Below are 22,327 nucleotides of genomic sequence, written 5' to 3'. Positions count from 1 at the left end.
GTCACTTCCTCCAGTCAGCTTCGAGCTCGCCGAGCTCATCGAGCTCGTCCGGGTCCAGGTCCACCAGGGAGGTGTCGGGCGAGGTGCGGCCGTTCGCCTCGGGCCGGGCGGTGGCGGGGCGGGAGGTGGCGGCGCGGGCGGTGGCGTAGGACGTCAGGGCGTCCAGGGCGGTGAACCACAGGTCGGCCAACTCCTGGACCGCGGACTCCTCGAACAGCCCGGCGGGCCAGGTCCAGGTGACGTTCAGCCGGGGGCCCTCGGGCCCGTCGTGGACGACCGCGTTGAGTTCCAGCGCGTGGGCGAAGGGCAGGTCCGGGTCGGCGGGCGCCACCCGTACGTCCTCGGGGGCCGCGCCCCACTCGGCGGGCCCGCTCTCGGGACGGACGCGCCCCAGGTAGTTGAACCCGATCTGCGGGGCGGGGGCGGCGGCCAGCTCGGCGGAGGCCCCGGGGTTGAGATGGCGCAGCAGCCCGTACCCGACGCCCTTGCCGGGCAGCGCGCGCACCTGCTCCCGTACCCGCGCCGGCGCGCCGCCCGCGGCCGCGCCCCCGGCGCGGAACTCCGCCCAGCCGACGCCGGCGTCGATCCGCAGCGGATGCATGGCGGTGAACCAGCCGACCGTCCGGGAGAGTTCGGCCCCCTCGCCCTCGCCCCGGCCGTGGCCCTCCAGATCGACCAGCACCGGGCCGTCCGCGCCACCGCGGCGCCGCCGCCACTCCGCGACGGCCGTCGCGAACGCGGTGAGCAGCACCTCGTCCGCCGCCGCGCCCGTCGCGCCGGGCACGGCCGTCAGCAGCGGCCCGGTGCGCTCGGGCGGCAGCACGGCCCGGTGGCGGCGGAGCGTCCGGTGGGTGTCGACGGCCGGGTCCAGCGGCCGGTCGGACAGCAGCGGGTCCGGGTCCCCTGCCATCCGCCGCCACAGCGGGAGTTCGGCCTCGACGGCCTCGCTCCCGGCCCGCCGGGGCAGCTCTCGCGCCCAGGTGCGGAAGGAGGTGCGCACGGGCTGGAGCGCCGCCTCCCGCCCGGCCGCGGCGGCCGACCAGCAGTCCATCAGGTCGGGGAGGAGGATGCGCCACGAGACCCCGTCGACCACCAGGTGGTGGGCCATCACCAGCAGCCGCCCGGGCCGCAGGTCCCCGGCGTCGAACCAGACCACCCTGACCATCGCGCCCGCGTCCGGCGCCAGTTCCCGGCGGGCCGCCTCGGCGTGTTCGGCCAGCACGGGCGCGAGCCGCCCCTCCGGGCGGTCCGCGATGTCGACCCGGCGCACACAGCCCGCCGCGTCCACCGCCCCGGCCGGGGGCACCTCGAGACGCCAGGGCCCCTCGCCCGACCGGTCGAGCCGGGCGCGCAGCACGGCGTGCCGGTCCAGGACCGCTTGTACGGCGGTGACCAGCGCGTCCTGGGTGAGCCCCGGGGCCACGCGGAGCAGCACGGACTGGTTGAACCCGGCCACCGGGCCACCCAGTTCTCTCAGCCACTCCATGATCGGGGTGGCCTGGACGGTGCCGGTGCCGTCGTCGGCCGCGGGTGCCTCGGGGTCCTCGTCCGCCGCGGTGGCCGCGAGCGCGAGCTCCGCGGGGGTCTGGTGCAGGAACACATCGCGCGCGCTGATCGCCAGCCCCGCCTGCCGCGCCCGGCTGACCAGCTGGATGGAGCCGATGCTGTCGCCGCCGAGCACGAAGAAGTTGTCGTCGGCGAAGACCTCGGGGGCGCCGAGCAGCTCCGCGAACAGCGAGCACAGCAGCCGTTCCCGGTCGTCCCGCGGCCCCCGGCCACCGCCGCCGCCGTAGTCGGGCACGGGCAGGGCGGAGCGGTCCAGCTTGCCGCTGCGCCCCAGCGGCAGGGCCGCCATCGGCACGAACGCCGCGGGCACCATGTAGTCCGGCAGCAGCGCGCCCACGTGCTCGGTCAGCGCGGCGGTGTCCAGGGCGGCGGTGTCCAGGGCGGTGCCGGTGGCGGGCACGGCGTAGGCCGCCAGCCGCCGGTCCCCCGGCCGGTCCTCGCGGACGACCACGACGGCCTGGGCCACGCCGGGGAAGGAGGCCACCGCCGCTTCGACCTCCCCCAGTTCGATCCGGAAACCCCGCACCTTGACCTGGGCGTCGGCGCGGCCCGCGAACTCCAGGGCGCCGCCGGGGCGCCACCAGACGCGGTCGCCGGTGCGGTACATGCGCGAGGACGGGGGCCCGAAGGGGTCGGCGACAAAGCGCTCGGCGGTCTGCCCCGGCCGCCCGTGGTAGCCGCGGGCCACGCCCTCGCCGGCCACGTACAGCTCTCCGGTGACGCCGGGCGGCACGGGCCGCAGGCGCTCGTCGAGGACGTACACCCGGGTGTTGTCCAGGGGCCGTCCGATGGGGATGGCCGCGCGGCGCCCCTCGACGTCCTCGCGGGTCAGCTCGTGGTGGATGACGCACTGGGTGCACTCGGTGGGCCCGTAGGTGTTGGTCAGCCGGGCCCCGGGGACATGGTCCATGACCTTGCGGGCGGCCACGGCCGAGACGGCGTCACCGCCGACGTAGATGTCCCTCAGGCCGTCGAAGCTCTCCAGGTGGTTCTCGGCGAGCAGACGGAAGACGCCCTCGCTGAACAGCCCCACGGTGACGCGGTGTTCGGCCATGGTGCGGGCGAGGGCCGCGATGTCGGTGGCCTCGCCGTCGTACGCTACGATCCGGCCGCCCGTCAGCAGCGGCCCCCACAGCTCGTAGGTCGAGGCGTCGAACGACACCGGCAGGTGCATCAGCATCCGGTCCTCGGCGGTGTGCCCCCACCAGCGGTCCAGGATCATGTCGACGACACTGCGGTGGGAGACCGCCACGCCCTTGGGCTCACCGGTGGAGCCCGAGGTGTGGATGATGTACGCGAGGCCGCCGGGCGGCACGGCCGGCGCCGAGTGCCCCGTTCCGACGGCGTCCGGCGGCGCCACGCCGTCGGTCAGGACGAGCGAGACGTGGCCGGACGGGACGCGCGGGGCGGTCCGTGCGTCGGCGACCACCACCACCGCCTGGGTGCCGGTGAGGATGTGCCGCTGCCGGGCCTCGGGGCTGCGGGCGTCCAGCGGTACGTACACCGCTCCCGCCTTGGCGACGGAGAGCACGGCCACCACGTGGTCGGCCCGCCGCTCCAGCAGCAGCGCCACCCGGTCCTCCCGGCCGACGCCCCGGGCCAGCAGCGCGGCACACAGCTCGTCGGAGCGCGCGTCGAGCTGTTGGTACGTCAGGCGCAGCTCCCCCTGGACCAGCGCGGTGGCGTGCGGGGTACGGGCCGCCTGCCGGCGGAACAGCTCGGGCAGGGAGGCGTCGGGCAGGGCGTGTGCGGTGTCGTTGCGGACGACCAGCAGCTCGTGCAGCTCCTCCTCGGACAGCACCGGAAGCGCGCCGATCGGGCGATCCGGGTCCGCGACCGCCGCGCTGATCAGCCGGACCAGCCGGGCCGCCCAGGTCTCCATGGTGGCGCGGTCGAACAGGTCGGCGGCGTAGCGGATCTGTCCCCGGATGCCCGCGGCGGCGCCGTTGTCGGAGTACTGCTCGGTCAGGCTGAACGACATGTCGAACCGCGCCACGGGGGCCTCGGCCCCTTCCACCCGCCCGCGCAGACCGGGCAGATCGAGCTCCAGCCGGTCCGTGTTGTGCAGGATGAGCATCACCTGGAACAGCGGGTGCCGGGCGAGCGAGCGCTTCGGGTTGAGCTCCTCCACCAGGCGCTCGAACGGCAGGTCCTGGTGGTCGTACGCGGCCAGGTCCGTCTCCCGCACCCGGGCGAGGAGGTCCCGGAAGGTGGGGTCGCCGGAGGTGTCCGTGCGCAGCACCAGCGTGTTGACGAAGAAGCCCACCAACTCGTCGAGGGCATGGTCGGTGCGGCCCGCGCTGGGGGCGCCGAGCGGGATGTCGGTACCCGCGCCCAGCCGGGTCAGCAGCGTGGCGAGAGCGGCCTGGAGCACCATGAAGACGCTGACCCCGCTCGCCTTGGCGAGCGCCACGACGCCCGCGTGCGCCTCTGCGCCGAGCGCCACCGGCACCCTGTCGCCCCGGTAGCTGGCGGCCTCGGGGCGGGGGCGGTCGGTGGGGTACGCCAGCTCCTCCGGCAGGCCCGCAAGCCGGGCTGCCCAGTGGCGCAGCTGCCGGGAGAACTCGCTGTCGGGGTCGGTGTCGTCGCCGAGGAGTTCACGCTGCCAGAGGGTGTAGTCGGCGTACTGGACCGGCAGCGGCGGCCAACCTGGCTGATCCTCGCCGCCCAGGCGCGCGGCATACGCCTGTGACAGGTCGCGCAGCAGCGGGGCGTGCGACCAGCCGTCGCCGGTGATGTGGTGCATGACGACCACCAGCGCGGCGGTGTCGCCGCAGACCAGCAGCCTGGTCCTGAGCGGCGGCCGGCTGACGAGGTCGAAGCCCTCGGTGACGGCCGCGTCGATGGCGCCCGGCAACTCGTGCGGGGCGACCTCGGACTCCTCCAGTTCGGGCGTGCCCCGCTCGGGGTCCAGGACCCGCTGGAAGGGCACGCCGTCGACGGCGGGGAAGACGGTGCGCAGGGTCTCGTGCCGGGCGACCACGTCGCGGAGGGCCGCGCGCAGGGCGGGCCGGTCGATGTGCCCGGTGAGCCGCAGCACGAGCGGGATGTTGTAGGTGGCGCTCGGCCCTTCCATCTGGTTGATGAACCACAGGCGGCGCTGGGCGAAGGACAGCGGGACGGTCTCGGGCCGCGGCCGCGCCGACAGGGCGGGCCGGGCGGGCGCCTCGCCGTCCAGGCGCGGCGCGAGCCCGCGGACGGTGGGGGCCTCGAACACGACGCGCAGCGGCACGTCCGCCCCGAGGGCGGCGCGGATGCGGGACACCAGCCGGGTGGCGAGCAGCGAGTGGCCGCCGAGGTCGAAGAAGCCGTCGTCGACGCCGACCCGGGCCACGCCGAGGACGTCCGCGAACAGCCCGCACAGGATCTCCTCCCGGGCGGTACGGGCCGTCCGGGAGGCGGTGACCGGCACCTCGGGCGCGGGCAGCGCGCCCCTGTCCACCTTGCCGTTCGGGGTGAGCGGCAGCGTGTCCAGGACGACCAGCGCGGGCCTCGCGTAGTCGGGCAGCCGGGCGGCCACCCAGGCGGCCAGCGCGGCCGGGTCCACAGCCGCGCCATCCCCGGCGGCGGGTACGGCGTAGGCGACCAGCCGCCGGTCGTCCGCCCGGTCCTCGCGGACGAGGGCCACGGCCCGGTCCACCCCGGGGAACGACGCGACCGCCGCCTCGACCTCGCCCGGCTCGATCCGGTAGCCGCGCACCTTCACCTGGTCATCGGCCCGGCCCGCGAACTCCAGCACGCCCGCGCCGGTCCAGCGGGCGAGGTCCCCGGTGCGGTACATCCGGGAGCCGGGCGGCCCGAAGGGATCCGCGACAAACCGCTCCCCGGTCTGCCCGGGCAGGTTCAGATAGCCCCGGGCCACGCCGGTGCCCGCGATGTACAACTCGCCCACCACGTTGTCCGGCACCGGGGACAGCCCCGCGTCCAGGACATACACCCGGGTGTTCCACATCGGACGGCCGACCGGCACCGGGCCGTCCGCGAGCACCGCCCCCGCCGGAATCCGGTGGTCCAGACAGCCGACCGTGGCCTCGGTGGGGCCGTAGTGGTTGACCACCTCGACGCCCGGATGCCGGGCCCGCCACGACGCCAGCCGCGCGCCACTCAGCGCCTCACCTCCGATGACCAACTGCCCAGTGGGAGAACACGCATCCGGCAGCTCCTGAAGGACCGGCAGATGGCTCGGCGTCACCTTCGCGAACGTCACCCCACCCGGCACCGAAAGACGCTCATCCAGATCAGCGACCACCAGAGCGCCACCCGCCGCCAACGTCCCGTACAACCCCGTCAACCCCAAGTCGAACGACAGCGGCGAATGCAACAACGTCCGCCCCGCCAAACCCGGATACGCCACCACACACCGCACCACGTAATCCACCAACGACCCCTGCTCCACCACCACCCCCTTCGGCCGCCCCGTCGAACCCGACGTATAGATCACATACGCCGCATCGCACGCCGCCCCCTCCACCCCGGGGTCCTCGTCGCTCGCCTCCGCCAGCGCCGCCACCGTCTCCGCCGCGTCCAGCACCACCACCTCGGCGGGCCCCGCAGGCGGCGCCGCCCCGTCCAGGGACAGCACCAGCGTCGGCCGCGCGTCCGCCAGCAGCAGCCCCGTCCGCGAGCCCGGCTGCTCCGGGTCCACCGGTACGTACGCCGCCCCGGCCTTCTGCACCGCCAGCATCGCCACCACCGCGTCCGCGGAACGCGGCAGCGCCAGCGCCACCAGGGATCCGGCGCCGACGCCCCGGTCCAGCAGCAGCCGGGCCAGCCGGTTCGCCCGCGCGTCCAGCTGCCCGTACGTCAGCCGCAGCGCGCCGCACAGCACCGCGGGCGCGTCGGGGGCGGCCGCCACCCGCGCCCGGAACAGCTCCGGGAACGTCGCCTCCGGCACCTCGCGCGCCGTGGCGTTGCGCTCCGTCAGCACCCGCTCGCGCTCGGCGGCGCCCAGCAGTTCCACCGTGCCGATCGGCCGGTCCGGGTCGGCCACCACCGCCTCCAGCAGCCGCACGAACCGAGCGGACACCGCCTGTGCCGACGCGCGGTCGAACACCTCGGCCGAGTAGCCCACCAGCGCCTCGACGCCGGCCGGTTCGCCCCGGTCGTCGTATCGCTCGGAGACGCTGAACTGGAGGTCCAGCTTGGCCAGGTCGGGGTCGTACGGCAGGACATCGGCGTCGAGCCCCGGGAGGGCGAAGCGGGCGCGGTCCAGGTTCTGGAGGAGCAGCTTCACCTGGAACAGGGGGTGGCGGCCCGGCACCCGCCGGGGGTTGAGCGCCGCGACCAGCCGCTCGAACGGCAGGTCCTGGTGGGCGAAGGCGGCGATGTCGGTGCGCCGCACCCGGCGCAGCAGCTCGCCGAAGGAGGGGTCGCCCGAGGTGTCGGCGCGCAGCACGAGCGAGTTGACGAAGTAGCCCACCAGCTCGTCCAGGGCGTCGTCGCCACGGCCGAACACCGAGGTGCCGATGGGGATGTCGGTGCCCGCGCCGAGCCGGGTCAGCAGGGCCGCGAGGGCGGCGTGGAACACCATGAACGGGGTCGTGGCGGTCGCCCGGGCCAGCCGCACCACCGCGCGGTGGGTCTCGGCGCTCACCTCGAACGGGACCACCCCGCCCCGCAGGCCGTCCGCCGCCGCCGGCCGCGGCCGGTCGGTGGGCAGCCGCAGCTCGTCCGGCAGCCCGGCGAGGGTGTCCTTCCAGTAGGCGAACTGGCGGGAGATCTCACTGCCCTGGTCCGACTCGTCCCCCAGCAGTGCCCGCTGCCACAGGGTGTAGTCGGCGTACTGCACGGGCAGCGGCTCCCAGGCCGGGGCCTCGCCCCGCAGGGCCGCCTGGTACGCGAGGGACAGATCGCGGGCGAGCGGCGCGGCGGACCAGCCATCGCTGGCGATGTGGTGGGCGACGACGACCAGGATGTGCTCGCGCGCGCCGAGGACCAGCAGCGACACCCGCAGCGGCGGCTCGTGGGCGACATCGAATCCGGCACCGGCCGCGGCGGCGATCAGCGCGCGCACACCCTCGTCGTCCTCGCCCTCCGCGGCCACGACGGACACGGCGGGCACGGCGTCCGCGGGGTCGAGCACGACCTGCCGGGGGACGCCGTCGGCCTCGGGGAACACGGTGCGCAGGCTCTCGTGGCGGGCCGCCACATCGCCCAGCGCGGCCTCCAGCGCGGCGATGTCGAGTTCGCCCGACAGGCGGACCACCAGGGGGACGTTGTAGGTGCCCCGGCCGGTTTCCAGCCGGTTGATGAACCACATGCCGCGCTGCACATACGACAGCGGCAGCACCTCGGGCCGGTCCCGGCGCACCAGGCCGGGGCGGGCGGGTCCGGCGGCGCCCAGGCGCCCGGCGAGCGCGGCGGGGGTGGGCGCCTCGAACAGCGCGGCGACCTCGACCTCCACGCCGAGGGCCGCGCGGACGCGGGACACCAGACGGGTGGCCAGCAGGGAGTGCCCGCCCAGGCCGAAGAAGTCCGCGTCGGCTCCGACCCGTTCCAGCCCCAGCGCCTCGGCGAACAGCGCGCACAGGATCTCCTCCTGCGGGGTGCGCGGCTCCCGGTTCACGGTGCCGGGGAGGTCCGGCACCGGCAGCGCCTTGCGGTCCACCTTGCCGTTCTCGGTCAGCGGGACGGCGTCCAGCGCCACGACGGCCGACGGCACCAGATGGTCGGGCAGCGCGGCGGCGAGCGCCTCCCGCACCTGGCGGGGACGCGCCTGACCGACCACGTACCCGACGAGCCGGGGGTGGCCCGCGGGGCCCGGCACCACGGACGCCACCGCGTCCGTCACCCCCGGCAGCCCGCGCAGCCCGGCCTCGACCTCGCCCAGCTCGATCCTCCGGCCGCGGATCTTGATCTGGGTGTCCCGGCGGCCCAGGAACTCCAGCTGCCCGTCCGGCAGATACCGCACCCGGTCGCCGGTGCGGTACAGCCGGCCGCCGGGCGCGGCGGCGGGGTCGGCGAAGGGGTCGGCCACAAACGTGTGCGCGGTCCTGGCCGGGTCGCCCAGATATCCGCGGCCGACGCCGACGCCCGCCACGTACAGATCGCCGACGACGCCCACGGGGACGGGCTGGAGCTCGTCGCTGAGCACATACAGCCGGGTGTTGCGGATGGCCCGCCCGATCGGGGACGTGGTGCGGCCGGGGTCTTTGGTGATGACCGCGTGCGTGACGTCGTCGGAGCACTCGGTGGGGCCGTAGGCGTTGACGACCGGGATGCCGGGGAAGCGGGCGAACCAGCGGCGGCACAGTTCGCCGGGCAGCTCCTCGCCCGTGACGACCAGCCACCTCAGGGACGGCAGGGCGGGCAGGGGCTCGCCGTCGTCCCAGGCGTCCAGCGCCGCGCGCAGCAGCGAGGGCACCACTTCGAGGACGGTGACCTCCGCCCGGATCACCAGCCGGAACAGGCCTGGAGGATCGGCCGCGAGCCGCTGGGAGACCGCGAGGGCGCGACCGCCCACGACCAGCGGGGCGAGCATCTGCCACACGGAGATGTCGAAGGTCAGCGGGGCGTTGGCCACCACCGTGTCCGCGGCGGTGAGGCCGAGGTCCGCCACCTTGGCCGACAGGTGGTTGTTCATCCCCCGGTGGTGGACCATCGCCCCCTTGGGGCGGCCGGTGGAGCCGGAGGTGAAGATGACATAGGCGAGCTGGTCCGCGGGCGGCGCGCCCCCGGCGGCCGCGGGCCCGTTCCCGTACGCGTCCTCGTCCGTGTCCGTGTCCGGGCCGAGCGGCAGCACCTGTACCCCGCCGGATGTCCCGCCGGACGCTTCTGCCGCCTTGGCGGCCGCCTCCCGGTGCCCCGGCCCGGCCAGCAGCCACCGCGCCCCGGCGTCGGCCAGCGCGGCCGCGGAGCGCTCGGTGGGCGCGCCGGTGTCCAGCGGCAGATACGCGGCCCCGGCCGCCAGCGCGCCCAGCAGCGCGGCCACCGCCCAGCGGCCCCGGTCCGCCAGGACGGCGACCACCGCGTCGGGGCCCGCACCCGACGCCCGCAGCCGACGGGCCAGCCGGTCGGCGTGGGCGACGAGTTCGCCGTAGCCGAGGTCTCCGTCGTCGTCGGTGACCGCGACGGCGTCCGGCCGGTCCGCCGCCAGCTCCCTGACCCGGCCCACCACATCGCGCAGGGACTCGGGTGCGGCGGTGTCGTTCCAGTCCGTCAGCAGCCTGCGGTATTCCTCGTCGGCGAGGATCCGGGCGCCCGCGACGGGCGCGTCCGGGTCGGCCATGGCCGCGCTCAGCAGGCGACCGTAACGGCGCAGCAGCTCCCGTGCGGTGGACTCCTCGAAGACATCGGCGCGGTACTCCAGCGCCACCAGGATCCCGTCCGCCGCTCCTTCGGGGGTGAAGCGCTCCCGGACGTTGAACGACAGGTCGAACTTGGCGGTCCCCGTGGGCACGTCCAGCAGCCCCGGCCGGAGCCCGTCGAGCCCGGGCGGCGTCCGGTGCGAGCTGTCCATGGCCAGCATGACCTGGAACAGCGGGTGCCGGGCCGCCGAGCGCGGCGGGTTGAGCGCCTCCACCAGCCGTTCGAACGGCAGGTCCTGGTGGGCGTAGTCGGCCAGATCGGCCTCCCGCACCCGGGCGAGAAGCTCACGGAAGGTCGGCGCGCCCGAGGTGTCGGTGCGCAGCACCACGGTGTTGACGAAGAGTCCCACCAGGTCCTCGAGCGCCTCGTCCCCGCGCCCGGCCACGGGCACGCCGAGCGCGATGTCCTCCCCGGCGCCGAGCCTGCTCAGCAGCGCCGCCAGCGCCGCCTGGAGTGCCATGAAGGTACTGGCGCCGCATCCCCTGGCGAACTCGCCGACCCCGCGGTGGAGCGCGGCGTCGAGATCGAGGGTGACCAGGGCGGCCGGCGCGGTGGCGACCCGGTCCGGGTGCGGCCGGTCGAAGGGCAGGTCGAGCGGGCCGGGGAGGGAGGCCAGCCGCTCCTTCCAGTAGGCCGTCTGCCTCGCCGGGTCCGCGTCGTCGCCCAGGGTGCGCCGCTGCCAGGCGGCGTAGTCGGCGTACTGCACGGGCAGCGGCGGGAGTGCGGGCGCCCGCCCGGCCCGGCGGGCCCGGTAGGCGGCCGCGAGGTCGCGCAGCAGCGGGCCGTAGGACTCCGCGTCGGCCGCGATGTGGTGCACCAGCAGCAGCAGGACGTGCCGTCGCGCCGCCGTCCGGAACAGCCGGGTCCGCAGGGGCGGCTCGGTGGCCAGGTCGAAGGGGTGGGCCACGGCCGTGGCCAGTTCCTCGCGCAGCCGCGTCTCGTCGCAGGCCACGATGGTCAGCCCGGGGTGGGCGCCGGGCGGCAGGATGCGCTGGACCGGCACGCCCGCGCGGTCCGGGTAGACGGTGCGCAGGGTCTCATGGCGGTCGGCGAGGTCGCCGAGGGCCGCGGCCAGCGCGTCGGGGTCGAGGTCGCCGTCGAGGGTGAGGACCAGCGGGATGTGGTACGCGGCGCTGGGGCCCTCCAGCCGGCTCAGGAACCACAGCCGCGCTTGCGCGTAGGAGAGTTCGAGCTCGCCGTCACGGGGCACCGGGACCGGTCCGGGACGGACGGGCTTCCCCCCGCCCGAGCCCCCCTTGCCCGAGCCCTCCCCGCCCGATTCCGCGCCGCCCGGTTCCGCTTCCTCGCCGCCCGTTTCCTCGCCGCCCGCTTCTTCGCCGCCCAGCTCCGCCGCGAGCCGGCGCACGGTGGGGGCGCGGAAGACCACGTCGACCCCGCACTCGACCCCCAGCCGGGAGCGGATCCGCTGCATCAGCCGGGCGACCAGCAGGGAGTGCCCGCCGAGTTGGAAGAAGTCGTCGTCGATGCCGACGGCCTCGACACCGAGCACCTCGGCGAAGAACCCGCACAGCGCCCGCTCGCGCTCGGTGCGGGGCGGGGTGACGGTCCGTTCGGCCGCCGCGGACGGGTCCGGCAGCGCCTTGTGGTCGATCTTGCCGTTGGGGGTGACCGGCAGCGCGTCGAGCACCGTGAAGGTGGCGGGCACCAGATAGCCGGGCAGCCCGCTCTCCAGTGCCTCGCGCACCGCCGCCGGATCCGGCTCCGCCCCGGCGGCCGGTACCAGGTAGGCGGCCAGCGACGGCTCACCGCCCGGCTCCTGACGGACCACCACGGCGGCCTGGCCGACGGCGGGCAGCTTCAGCAGGGCGGCCTCCGCCTCACCCGGCTCCACCCGGTAGCCGCGGATCTTCACCTGGTCGTCGGCGCGCCCCAGGAACTCCAGCGCCCCGTCCGGACGCCGCCGGACCAGGTCGCCGGTGCGGTACATGCGCTCGCCGGGGGACCCGAAGGGGTTGGCGACAAAGCGCTCGGCCGTCAGCGCGTACCGCCCCAGATACCCCCGGGCGACGCCGACGCCGGCCACGTACAGCTCACCGGGGACGCCGGGCGGCACCGGGGCGAGCCCGGCGTCGAGCACATAGCCCCGGGTGCCTGGGATGGGCTCGCCGATGGGCGGCCGCTCCGGCCCCGACAGCGGCCCGCTCATCGTGGCGACCACCGTGGCCTCGGTGGGCCCGTAGGCGTTGACCAGCAGCCGCTCCGCCGACCAGCGCTCCGCCAGCTCGGCCGGGCACGCCTCGCCGCCCACGTACAGGGCCATGTCCTCGGGGAGATCGCCGCGCGGGTCCATGACGGCCAGTGAGGACGGCGGCAGCAGCGCGTGGGTGATCCGCGCCCGGCGGGTGAAGGCCGCCAGCGGAGGGCCGGGCAGCAGCTGCTCCGCCGGGGCCGGCACCAGGGTCGCCCCGGACAGCAGCCCCATGCACAGCTCGGAGACGGCCGCGTCGAACCCCATGGACGCGAACTGGAGCACCCGGCCGCCGGGCCCGATCCCCAGGCGCCCGGTCAGCGCCCCGGCCAGCGCCGGGATGCCGCGGTGGGTGACCACCACGCCCTTGGGCGTGCCGGTGGAGCCCGAGGTGTAGATGACGTACGCGGGCCGGTCCGCCGTCAGTGGCGCGGTGCGCTCGGCGTCGGTGAGGTCGCCGTCCGGCAGGTCCGCCAGGGCCCGCGCGGTGGCGGGCGCGTCGAGGATCAGCGGCGCACGGCCGGCGGCCGCGGTCAGGTGGGCGGTGGCGGCGTGCGCCAGGACGCAGCCGGGCGCGGAGTCGCTCAGGAGGTGGTCGACGCGCTCGGCCGGATAGCCGGGGTCGATCGGCACATAGGCGGCGCCCGCCTTCATCACCCCGAGGGCGGCGGTCACATAGTCCGCCGAGCGGGGCAGCAGCAGCGCCACCCGGTCCTCCGGGCCCACGCCCCGGCCGGCCAGCAGCCGGGCGAGCCGGTTGGCCCGCCGGTTCAGCTCCGCGTAGCCGATCGAGGCGCCCTCGTACTCGACGGCGGGGGCGTCCGGCGCGCTGCGGACCCGCTCCTCGAACAGGCCGGGCAGGGTCGGCCCCGGGGCCGGGTGGGCCACCGCCTCGTCCGGCGGGGCCACAGCGGCGCGGAGTTCGTCGTCGCTGAGCAGCGCCACCCGGGCCAGCGGGGTGGCCGGCTCCGCCAGGGCCCGGGCGATCCGGCCGACGAACCGCACATAGCGGTCCTGGTGCGCGGCGAGTTCGGCGGGGCCGTACAGCTCGGGGTGGACGTCGAAGTCGACCCGGATCCCGCGGTCGCCGACCCGGTCGTAGACCGAGATCGCCAGGTCCTGGATGAGCCGCAGCGACATGTTGTGCGCGTCGGCCCGGCTGTCGGCGAAGCGCAGGTCGTAGTCGAAGGGCACGACGTTGAGCTGCGGCCCGAAGAACCTGCGGTGGTCGCCTCGCAGGCCGAGGTCCCGGCGCAGGTCCTCGCCCCGGTAACGCTGGTGGGCGAGCAGCCCGCGCAGCGCCGTGCGGGTGCGCTCCAGCAGCCCGCCCACGGTGGTGCCGGGGGCGACCTCGACGCGCAGCGGCAGCACGTTGGCCGCCATGCCGGGGACGTTGCGGGAGGCTCCGCCGGGGCGGGCGGTCACCGAAAGGCCCAGCACCACCTCGGCGGATCCGGTCATCCGGTGCAGATAGGCCGTCGTGGCGGCGACCAGGATCCGGGACCGGGAGACCCCGGCGCGCTCGGCCGCCCGGTCCAGGTCGCGCCGTATCCCGTCGGGCAGCCGGGCGCTGCGGCGGAGGAAGTCGGGGGTGGGCCGCAGCGGGCGCGGGGACAGCGCGCCGGGCTCGGGCCGGCCGTCGTACGTCCGGCGCCAGAACTCCCGGTCCTCGCGGATGGCTTCCGAGTCGCGGTAGGCGGAGTCGGCGGCGAGCAGGGTGCGCACCGACTCGAACGGGGTGGCGTCCGGGGCGGTACCGGCCGTGAGCGCGCTGTAGACGTGCGCGACCCTGCGCACGAACAGGGAGGCGCCCACGCCGTCCAACAGGATGTGGTGGTAGGCGTGGTACCAGAACCAGCGGTCGGCGGCGACGCGGAACAGGGCGTAGGTGAACAGCGAGGAGCCGGTGAGGTCGATCTTCCTGCGCAGATCCCGGCCCATCCACTCCTCGGCGGCCCGCCGGGGGTCCGGCTCCGCCGAGACGTCGACGATCCGCAGCCGCCACCGGGGCTCGGGCCCCACCACCTGGCGGGGTCCTTCCTCGGTGTCCAGGAACCTGAGGTGCAGGGCGTCCGCCTCGGTGACCACCTGACGCAGCGCCCGCTCGAATATGCCGGGGTCGACCGGGCCGTGGATTTCCAGATACTCCGCCGCCCGGAAGATGGGGCTGTCGGGGTCGACCCGCTGGGCGAACCACACCCCCGCCTGCGCTCCGGTCAGCGGAAGTGATTCCTTTTCACCACACGCTTCAGCGCCGGCTTCACCGCACGCTTCACCACCAGTTTCACCGCACGCTGCACCACCGGCTTCACCCTCAACTTCTCCACCAGCGAAAGCCTGAGATCCGGCCATGACTCCTCGACTCCTCGCCATTCACCTGCGGATGGGGGCGGGGCAGGCCGGGCGGGAGGGAATTCCGGGCATGACGGTTCTCCGCTCGGCCGTCAGGAATCGCCGGGCGGTTCTCCGTCCGTGCTGTGCCTGCCTGGTTTACGCCTGGTTTACCGGACACTATCCAGGCCCTTCGCGGCCCGGCTGGACCGGCCCTGTACGGATATCTGCCGCCGGGTGAGCCGGGCGCGCGGGGTGGAATTCCCCGGAAATCGCGTGGACGATTACCGGGGTGCCGGCCTTTCGGCGGTATCAGTCGGACATGGCCACGAGAATGCGCCGCGGCCCGGTGTAGGCACGGCGCCCATGGGCCACCGCCACATTGTCGACGAGCAGCAGATCGCCGGCCTGCCAGTCGACATCGACCGCCAGCCGCATCCCGGTCTCCTGGACATGGGTGATGTAGTCGGCCGGGATCGGGCTGCCGTCGGCGAACACGACGTTCTGCGGCAGCTCTTCCTCGGGCAGCAGGTCCGCGAGCATCGCCGCGTCCTCGCCGAGCCCGGCCGGGTGCCACTGGTCGGCCTGGTTGAACCACACCTCCGCGCCCGTGACGGGGTGTTTCAGCGTGGCCTGCCGGAGCTGGGTCACCCGCAGCGAACCGTCGGGCCGCCACTCCCAGTCCGCGGCCGCGCCCTCCAGGAACGCCTCGGCCCCGGCCCGGTCCTCGGTCTCGAAGGTCTGCTGCCAGCTCTTGCCGAAACCCATGCCGTCGTGCAGGTTCTGGGTGTAGCGGACGCCGGGGGCGAAGGCCGCGCGGACCTCGGGGTCCAGGGACTCCAGCCACAGCACCCCGTCGACCACGGGGGTCGCCCCGCCGGTGTCCGGCGCCCGCTCGCAGTGGAAGAGAATCCGCGCGGGCCAGGTGTGGCTGTAGGACATCTCGTTGTGCATCGAGATCTCGTAGGCGGGCGGGTACTCGGTGGAGGTGTAGACGTTGCGCCCCACCTTGGTGCGCGGCGAGTTGCCGTGCACATACGCCAGCCGGTGGGGCAACAGGTCGCCGGCGGCCCGGTCGTAGGTGTCGGGGGAGATCCCGAAGCCACGGAAGACCACGGCCCTCTCGCGCGTCAGCAGCTCGGCGAGGTCGGTTTCCCGCAGATACTCCCGCAGTCCGTCCGGGGTCGCCGGGGCGCCGGTGCCGCCGGGGTCGACCACCGCGGGCCGCCAGGCCGGGTCGGTTGTCACCGTGGTTCCTCCTTGGTGTTCGTCGAGGGCTCCGTCGGGGGTTCGGGGGCCGCGGGAGCCGGCGCCCGGCGGCCGCGGAAGGCCGCCACCGCCTCCTGGACCTCCGGTGAGCCGGCGGCCACCACCTGTGTCGACGCCTCCCGCTCCAGCGCGACGGCGAGGGAGGGTGCGTCCGTGTTGGACTGGAGGATCCGTTTGGTCAGGGCCAGTGCGACCGGGCTGTTGGCGGCGATCCGCTCCGCCAGGTCCAGGGCCGCGGCGGGCAGCTCCGCCGGGTCGGTCACCCGGCTCGCGAGACCGCGGGCGAGGGCCTCGTCCGCGTCGACGGGCCGGCCGGTGAGCATCAGCTCCGAGGCGTAGCCGTAGCCGGCGATCCGCGGCAGCAGCCAGGAGGCCCCCATGTCCCCGCCGGACAGGCCCATCCGTACGAAGGAGGCCCGCAGCCGGGCCCGCGAGGTCAGCACCCGGACGTCGGCGGCCAGCGCGAGGGACAGCCCGGCGCCGACCGCGGCCCCGTCCACGGCGGCGACCACCGGCTGCGGCAGGTCGCGCAGCGCGGTCACCGCCGCCCCCTGCCGCTCCAGCAGCGCGAGGAGTTCGGCGGGGGGCAGCGCCGCGATGCGGCCCACTTCGTCGATGTCGTAGCCGGCGCAGAAATCCTCGCCCGCCCCGGTCAGGACCAGGACCCGCGCCGACGAGTCCTCCCTGAGGCCGGCGCACAGCTCGCTCAGCGCGCGGAAGGTGTCCTCGGTCAGGGCGTTCATCCGGTGCGGCCGGTTCAGGGCCGCGACCACGACCCCGGGGCGCGGGCGGGTCAGCAGGAGGGGCGGGGCGGCGGCGTGGTTCACGGGGCCCTCCTCATACCAGCGGGGTGAAGAAGAAGGTGTCCCGCCGGGAGAAGCGCCCGTCGTCGGCGAGTTCGAAGAAGTCCGCGAAACGCACGCGCACCGACCTCCCGTCCTTCAGCAGCCCTTCGAAGTCGCCGTGCACCGCGACCCGGCCCGGCTCGGCCACCACATCGCGCAGGAAGTGCTTTCCGGACACGATGACGCGGTCGTTCCGGTAGAAGGCCTCCAGGTCCCCCATCCCGCGCATCGGCGGATAACCGGGACGCTCGTACACGGCGTCCGACGTGAACAGCGACACCAGGCCCGGAATGTCGTCCCGGTCCACCAGGTCGTAATACCGCTCGACGCGCCGTATGGACTTCTCGGCATCGCTGGTCATACGAAGGACACCCCGTTCTTCCTCGCTCCGGTGAGGTGGCGCGCCACGAAGGCCAGCGACGCGGGCAGGGCGCGGTTCACGAAGTCCAGGTCGTGGCCGCCCGGCCGCTCGTGGTACTCCGGGCTCCAGCCCCCGTTCCGCAGGGCGTCGCGCACCCGTCGGTTCACCTGGATCATGCGGTCGTAGTCCCCCGTCCCCACGTCCAGGTAGAGCGCGGGCCGGGGGGCGGGCTCCTGGCCGATGAGCCGGTACGGGTCGTACCGCCGCCGGGTGGCGCTCCCGGGCGGGCCCCAGACCCGCCCGTGGCTCTCCTCGGTGGGCATCACGAAGCCGGGGTCCGCGCGGTACGCGGCGTAGGGGTCACCGCGCCGCAGCGGCGCCTCGAAGGCACCGGCGTGCGAGGCCACGGCGCCGAACACCGAAGGGTGGCGCAGGGCCAGGAACAGCGCGGCGGCCCCGCCCATGGAGAAGCCTCCGACGGCGCGGGCCGAGCGCTCGGCGCGGGTGTTGAACCCGGCGTCCACGGCCGGTACGAGATCCTGGAGGAGGTAGTCCTCGTAGCGGAGCCCGGCGTGGTCGTTGATGAACCACCGGCGCCCGCTCTCGGGCAGCACCACGATCAGCCGGCTGTCCCGCACCAGCTCCACCAGGGCGGTGCGCAGCAGCCAGGTGTCCCGGCCGCCGCCGTAGCCGTGCAGCAGATACAGCACCGGATGCCCCGGGCCGCGGGCCGCGTATCCGCCGGGCAGCACGATGTTGACCCGCTTGCCCCGGCCCAGCGCCCCGCTGGGCCACTGCCGCGTCACGACCTCGACGGGCACGGCGCCTCCCGGTCTCGTTCCGCCGCCGCGGCCAGCGCGCGCCGGTCGGCCTTGCCCGTCGAGGTGCGGACGAGGTCGGCCACCAGCCGGAACCTGGCCGGGACCATGTAGCGGGGCAGCGTGTCCAGGCAGTGGCGGCGCAGCCGGGCCTCGTCCGGCGACCGGCCGGCGGCGGGCACCACATACGCCTCCAGCCGGAGCCCGGCGTCGGGGTCGGCGCCGTCCGGGACCGTGACGCACACGGCCTCGTGCACCTCGGGCAGGGCCAGCAGCGCGGCCTCGATCTCGGCCGGTTCGATCCGGTAGCCGCGCACCTTGACCATGTGGTCGCGGCGGCCGACGAAGCGGTAGCCGTCCGCGCCCTCGTGGCGCGCCAGGTCACCCGTGGCATGGGCGCGCACGGGCGGCGCGCCGCGGTCGGCGGCGTCCCAGTAGCCGAGCATCACCGAGTCGCCCTCGACGACCAGTTCGCCCTCGGCGCCCGGCGTCCCCGGGACCGGCCGGCCGTCGGCGCCGACCAGCCGGACGGTCGCGTACGGGCAGGGACGGCCGATGGGCGGCGGCGCGGTGCGCCCCGGCGCCAGGTCGGCGTCGGTGACCCGGTGGTAGGTGCAGACGTTGGTCTCGGTGGGGCCGTAGAGGTTGTACAGCCCGGCGTCCGGCAGTGCCGCGCGCAGCCGCCGCAGATGCTTGACGGGGAACTCCTCGCCCGCGAAGAGGACTCGGCGCAGCGGGGAGGAGCTCAGCTGCTGGTGGTTCCGCGCGTCCAGCATCCGGGTCAGCGCCCCCGGCACCGAGTACCAGACGGTGATCCGCTCCTCGGCCACCAGCCTGTTCAGCGCCACGCCGAGGGCCTTGTGGTGCTCGGGGACCAGCACCAGGCAGGCCCCGGCGGCGGCCGCCGCGAAGACGTCGAGGACGGACAGGTCGAAGTGGAGGGGGGCGTGCGAGGACAGCCGGTCCCGGTGGGTGATGCCGAATTCCCCGACGGCCCAGTCGACGAAGGCCAGCGCGTTGCGATGGGAGAGCATCACGCCCTTGGGCGCCCCGGTGGAGCCGGAGGTGTACAGCACATAGGCCAGGTCTCCCGGGTCCACCGGCACCGGCGGTAAGCCGTCGGGGAGCGGCCGTTCCACCGCCTGCCGCCAGCCGATGACCTCGGCGGGGGCGTCCGGCGGCGCCTCGTCGAGCAGTACCACCGGGCCGGGCGCGGGCCGCCGCGCGGGGTCGGGGCCGGTCAGCGTGGCGAGCCTGACGCTGTCGGTGACCAGGCAGCTCACCGCGCAGTCGCCGAGGATGTACGCGGCGCGGGCCGGGGGCGCGGCCGGGTCCACCGGCACATAGGCGGCCCCGCACCTGAGCACCGCGTGGACGGCGACGATGCCCTCGGCCGACTTGGCCGTCCACAGCCCCACCCGGTCCCCCGGGCCCACCCCGGCCTCCCGCAGGGTGGCGGCGAGCGCGTCGGCGGCCCGGTCGAGCGCGGCGTAGTCCAGCGAGTTCCCGCGGTGCCGGACGGCCTCGGCCCGCGGGTGGCGGGCCACCGTCCGCGCCAGCCGGTCAACGAGCGTCGCCACCGCCCTCACCCCCCGCCGACCGGGCCGGTGCGGCGCGCCGCGCGCGGGCCGTGATCCCCATCTTCTCGGCCATCACCCGGCGTTGCATGTCCGAGGTGCCGGAGGAGATCCGGGTGCCGAGGGCGTCGCGGAGGTTCCGTTCCGCATCGGTGCCGGTGGTGTAGCCGAGCCCGCCGTACACCTGCATGGCGTCAAGGAAGGTCTGGACGGCGGCTTCGCTGGTGCGCAGCTGGGCCGCCTCCGGGAAGACGGAGGGGATGCCCTGCTCGAGGTCCCAGGCCGCCCGGTAGGTGAGCAGCCGGGCCTCCTCCAGCCGGACGCGCATGTCCACGATGCGGTGGGAGACCGCGTCGTTGCGGCCGATGGTCCGGCCGAACTGGACCCGGCTCCTGGCGTGGGCGACGCAGTCCTCGATCTGGCGCCGCATGGTGCCCAGCATCGGTGCCAGGATCAGGGAGCGCTCCCAGGCCATCGTCCGGGCCAGGATCCGCGAGCCCTGCTTCTCGGCGCCCAGCCGCCGGCTCGCCGGCACCCGGCAGTCCTGGAGGGTGATCTCGCCCCAGGGCGCGGTGCGCAGCCCGGTCTTCTCCGGGCCCGGCTCCACCGTCAGCCCCTCCTGGCCCCGTTCGACCAGAAAGGCGGTCACCCCGGTGAAGCCGAGGCCGGGGTCGACGGTGGCGTGGACGATGAAGAGGTCGGCGATGGGCGCGTTGGTGACGAAGCGCTTGGTGCCGCTGAGCAGATAGGTGTCGCCGTCGCGGCGGGCCCGCGCGGTCAGTGCCAGGGCGTCGGACCCCGCCTCGGCCTCGGTGATCGCATGGGCCCCCACCAGCCGGCCGTCGCCGAGCGCGGGCAGGTAGCGGCGCTTCTGCTCGGGGGTGCCGAACTCCCTGACCGGCAGCTCGACCGCCCACATATGGGCGCCGAGCGCGATCAGCAGCCCGTTGTCCCGGCAGCCGTGGCCGAGGCCCTCCAGCGCGTACGCGCACGCGAGCGGGGACAGCCCGGGCCCCCCGTACTCCTGGGGCAGGGGCAGGGCGAGGACCCCGGCCTCCGCACACCGCTGCCAGTCCCCCGGCTCCAGGCTCTGCGACCGCTCCCGCGCGGCCACTTCCTCGCCGAGCTTCTCCCCGAGGTCGCGCAGGCGCTCGTGCAGGGCCCGCTGCTCCTCGGTCCAGTCGAGGTTCATGAGGTCGCGCCGGCGGAAAGGACCTCGGGCAGCGCGGCGAGCGAGGCGGCGATCCGCTCGTCGGAGACGGTGTGGTCCTCCAGGCTCCCCGCCAGGTACTGGTCGTAGGCGGACAGGTCGAGCAGCCCGTGGCCGCTGATGTTGCACAGGATGACCGTGGACCTGCGCTCCTCGCGGGCCCGCACCGCCTCGTCGATGACCGCGCGGACCGCGTGGGCGGACTCGGGGGCCGGTACGACGCTCTCGGTGCGGGCGAACAGCGCGCCCGCCTCGAACACGGCGTTCTGGCCGTACGCCACGGCCTCCATCCACCCACGCTCGTACAACGCGCTGACCAGGGGCGCGGCGCCGTGGTAGCGCAGCCCGCCGGCGTGGAGGCCGGGCGCGACGAAGGTGTGTCCGAGGGTGTACATCTTGGTCAGCGGCGTGGTGCCGGAGACGTCGTTGTAGTCCCAGGCGTAGCGGCCCCGGGTCATCTTGGGGCAGGCGTCGGGTTCCACGGCGATCAGCCGGGTGGCGGCGCCGGTGCGCAGCCGTTCCCGGTGGAAGGGGAACGCCAGGCCGGCGAAGTTGCTGCCCGCTCCCATCGAGGCGACCACGACATCGGGGAACTCACCGGCCAGTTCCATCTGGCGCAGTGCCTCCTCGCCGATGACCGTCTGGTGCAGCAGGACGTGGTTCTCGCCGCTGCCGACCGCGAAGCGGGCGTCGTCCGTCCGGCGGGCGTGCTCCAGGGCCTCGGCGTTGGCGATGGCCAGGCTGCCGTCGCTGTCCGGGGACGTGGCCAGCACCGCGCGCCCGGCCTCGGTGTCCGGGCTGGGGCTGGGGATCACCCGGGCGCCGTTCAGCCCCATCAGCACCCGGCGGTACGGCTTCTGCCGGTAGCTGCACCGGACCATGAAGACGGTGCACTCGAGATCCATCGACTGACAGGCCATCGCCAGCGCGGTGCCCCACTGTCCGGCCCCGGTGCCGGTGGTCAGCCGCCGCACCCCGGCCTTCTTGTAGAAGTACGCCTGGGCGAGCGCCGAGTTGAGCTTGTGGCTGCCGGCCGCGTTGGTGCCCTCGTACTTGTAGTAGATGTGCGCCGGAGTCTCCAGGGCGGCTTCGAGGCCGCGGGCCCGCACCAGGGGCGTGGGCCGCCAGCGCTGGTACGCCTCGCGCACCTCGGCCGGGATCTCGACGAAGCGCTCCCGGCCGACGCTGCCCCGGTACATGGACAGCGGGATGTTGGGTGCCTGCCGGTTCGGCTCGTCGGTGCGGTCGGGGCGGTCGGGGCGTGCCCGGCGCACCTCGGCCACCGGTACGTCGAGGTCGGCGAGGATGTTGTACCAGTGCGTGGGGACATCGCTCTCGTCCATCAGGAACCGGTTGCGGACCGCCTTCACGCCTCGCCCTCCGTCCGCGGACCGCCGACCTGGCCCTGGACCAGCCGCAGCAGGTCGCCGACGGTGACCAGGTCCGCCTCCATGACGTCCTCGTCCTCGATATGGCGGCCGAACTCCTCCTCCACCGCGACCAACAGCTGGAGCAGGTTCAGCGAATCGAGCTGAATCGTCGGCGAGTAGAGCGGGATATCGGGGGTGATCTCCTCCGGGTTCAACCGCAGATCCAGGACATCGACCATGATCTTGCGCACCCGGTCCGCGATCTCGTCGTCGGTGCAGTTCATTCAGGACTCCTTGGACTCGTACCGAATCCGCCGGGTCCGCGCACAGGTCCGTTCGAGAAGCGCGTACGCCGGAACTCGGCACAAGGAATACCGGGCGCGGACTGCTTCGACATCTGCTTCGACATCAAAAACGCGGTTCGGCACCCTGAGGCGGGCAGACAAGGGCCAGTCTTTTCCGGC

At 74.8% G+C, this 22,327-nt stretch carries 9 protein-coding genes; all 9 read right to left on the bottom strand.

All coding sequences use genetic code 11. From position 1 onward, the window contains the following. Position 1 precedes the first annotated feature (1 nt). The 9 genes from ACZ4WQ_RS19700 to ACZ4WQ_RS19660 all read right to left on the bottom strand — a co-directional run bounded on the left by ACZ4WQ_RS19700 (position 2) and on the right by ACZ4WQ_RS19660 (position 22,147). The gene (locus ACZ4WQ_RS19700) at positions 2-14,281 is read right to left on the bottom strand and encodes an amino acid adenylation domain-containing protein (protein WP_468022313.1); all 14,280 of its coding nucleotides are present in this window, start codon (positions 14,279-14,281) and stop codon (positions 2-4) included. A 444-nt stretch (positions 14,282-14,725) separates the two neighbouring features. Continuing rightward, complete coding sequence (locus ACZ4WQ_RS19695; RefSeq protein ID WP_311727882.1) at positions 14,726-15,661, bottom strand: TauD/TfdA family dioxygenase; 936 nt, start codon at positions 15,659-15,661, stop codon at positions 14,726-14,728. Continuing rightward, positions 15,658-16,509: an enoyl-CoA hydratase/isomerase family protein gene (locus ACZ4WQ_RS19690; RefSeq protein WP_468022312.1), complete on the bottom strand. Its 852-nt coding sequence runs from the start codon at positions 16,507-16,509 to the stop codon at positions 15,658-15,660. The genes ACZ4WQ_RS19695 and ACZ4WQ_RS19690 overlap by 4 nt, the downstream gene beginning before the upstream one ends. A 10-nt stretch (positions 16,510-16,519) precedes the next feature. After that, entirely contained in the window at positions 16,520-16,888 is a 369-nt protein-coding gene (locus ACZ4WQ_RS19685; protein ID WP_385339113.1) for a nuclear transport factor 2 family protein, read from the bottom strand. After that, the gene (locus ACZ4WQ_RS19680; RefSeq protein ID WP_311727879.1) at positions 16,885-17,709 is read right to left on the bottom strand and encodes an alpha/beta hydrolase; all 825 of its coding nucleotides are present in this window, start codon (positions 17,707-17,709) and stop codon (positions 16,885-16,887) included. Before ACZ4WQ_RS19680 ends, ACZ4WQ_RS19685 begins: the two co-directional genes overlap by 4 nt. Further along, positions 17,691-19,286 carry an amino acid adenylation domain-containing protein gene (locus ACZ4WQ_RS19675; protein ID WP_385339117.1) on the bottom strand — a complete coding sequence of 532 codons (1,596 nt, stop codon included), beginning with the start codon at positions 19,284-19,286 and terminating at the stop codon, positions 17,691-17,693. The genes ACZ4WQ_RS19680 and ACZ4WQ_RS19675 overlap by 19 nt, the downstream gene beginning before the upstream one ends. After that, positions 19,270-20,475, bottom strand: a complete 1,206-nt coding sequence (locus ACZ4WQ_RS19670) for an acyl-CoA dehydrogenase family protein (RefSeq protein WP_311727877.1) — start codon at positions 20,473-20,475, stop codon at positions 19,270-19,272. The genes ACZ4WQ_RS19675 and ACZ4WQ_RS19670 overlap by 17 nt, the downstream gene beginning before the upstream one ends. Next, positions 20,472-21,863 (bottom strand): TrpB-like pyridoxal phosphate-dependent enzyme, encoded by a 1,392-nt coding sequence (locus tag ACZ4WQ_RS19665; protein WP_358843151.1) that lies wholly within the window; start codon positions 21,861-21,863, stop codon positions 20,472-20,474. Before ACZ4WQ_RS19665 ends, ACZ4WQ_RS19670 begins: the two co-directional genes overlap by 4 nt. Then, positions 21,860-22,147, bottom strand: coding sequence for a phosphopantetheine-binding protein (locus ACZ4WQ_RS19660; RefSeq protein WP_358843150.1), 288 nt, complete (start codon positions 22,145-22,147; stop codon positions 21,860-21,862). The genes ACZ4WQ_RS19665 and ACZ4WQ_RS19660 overlap by 4 nt, the downstream gene beginning before the upstream one ends. Positions 22,148-22,327: the final 180 nt, after the last annotated feature.

This window comes from Streptomyces sp. NPDC028305 (genome assembly GCF_055569495.1).
This window is presented reverse-complemented; position numbering and strand designations above follow the sequence as displayed.

Excerpts from the sequence above, each read along its gene's own strand:
- ACZ4WQ_RS19685 (WP_385339113.1), bottom strand. The coding sequence starts at position 16,888 with ATGACCAGCGATGCCGAGAAGTCCATACGGCGCGTCGAGCGGTATTAC.
- ACZ4WQ_RS19670 (WP_311727877.1), bottom strand. The coding sequence starts at position 20,475 with ATGAACCTCGACTGGACCGAGGAGCAGCGGGCCCTGCACGAGCGCCTG.
- ACZ4WQ_RS19660 (WP_358843150.1), bottom strand. The coding sequence starts at position 22,147 with ATGAACTGCACCGACGACGAGATCGCGGACCGGGTGCGCAAGATCATG.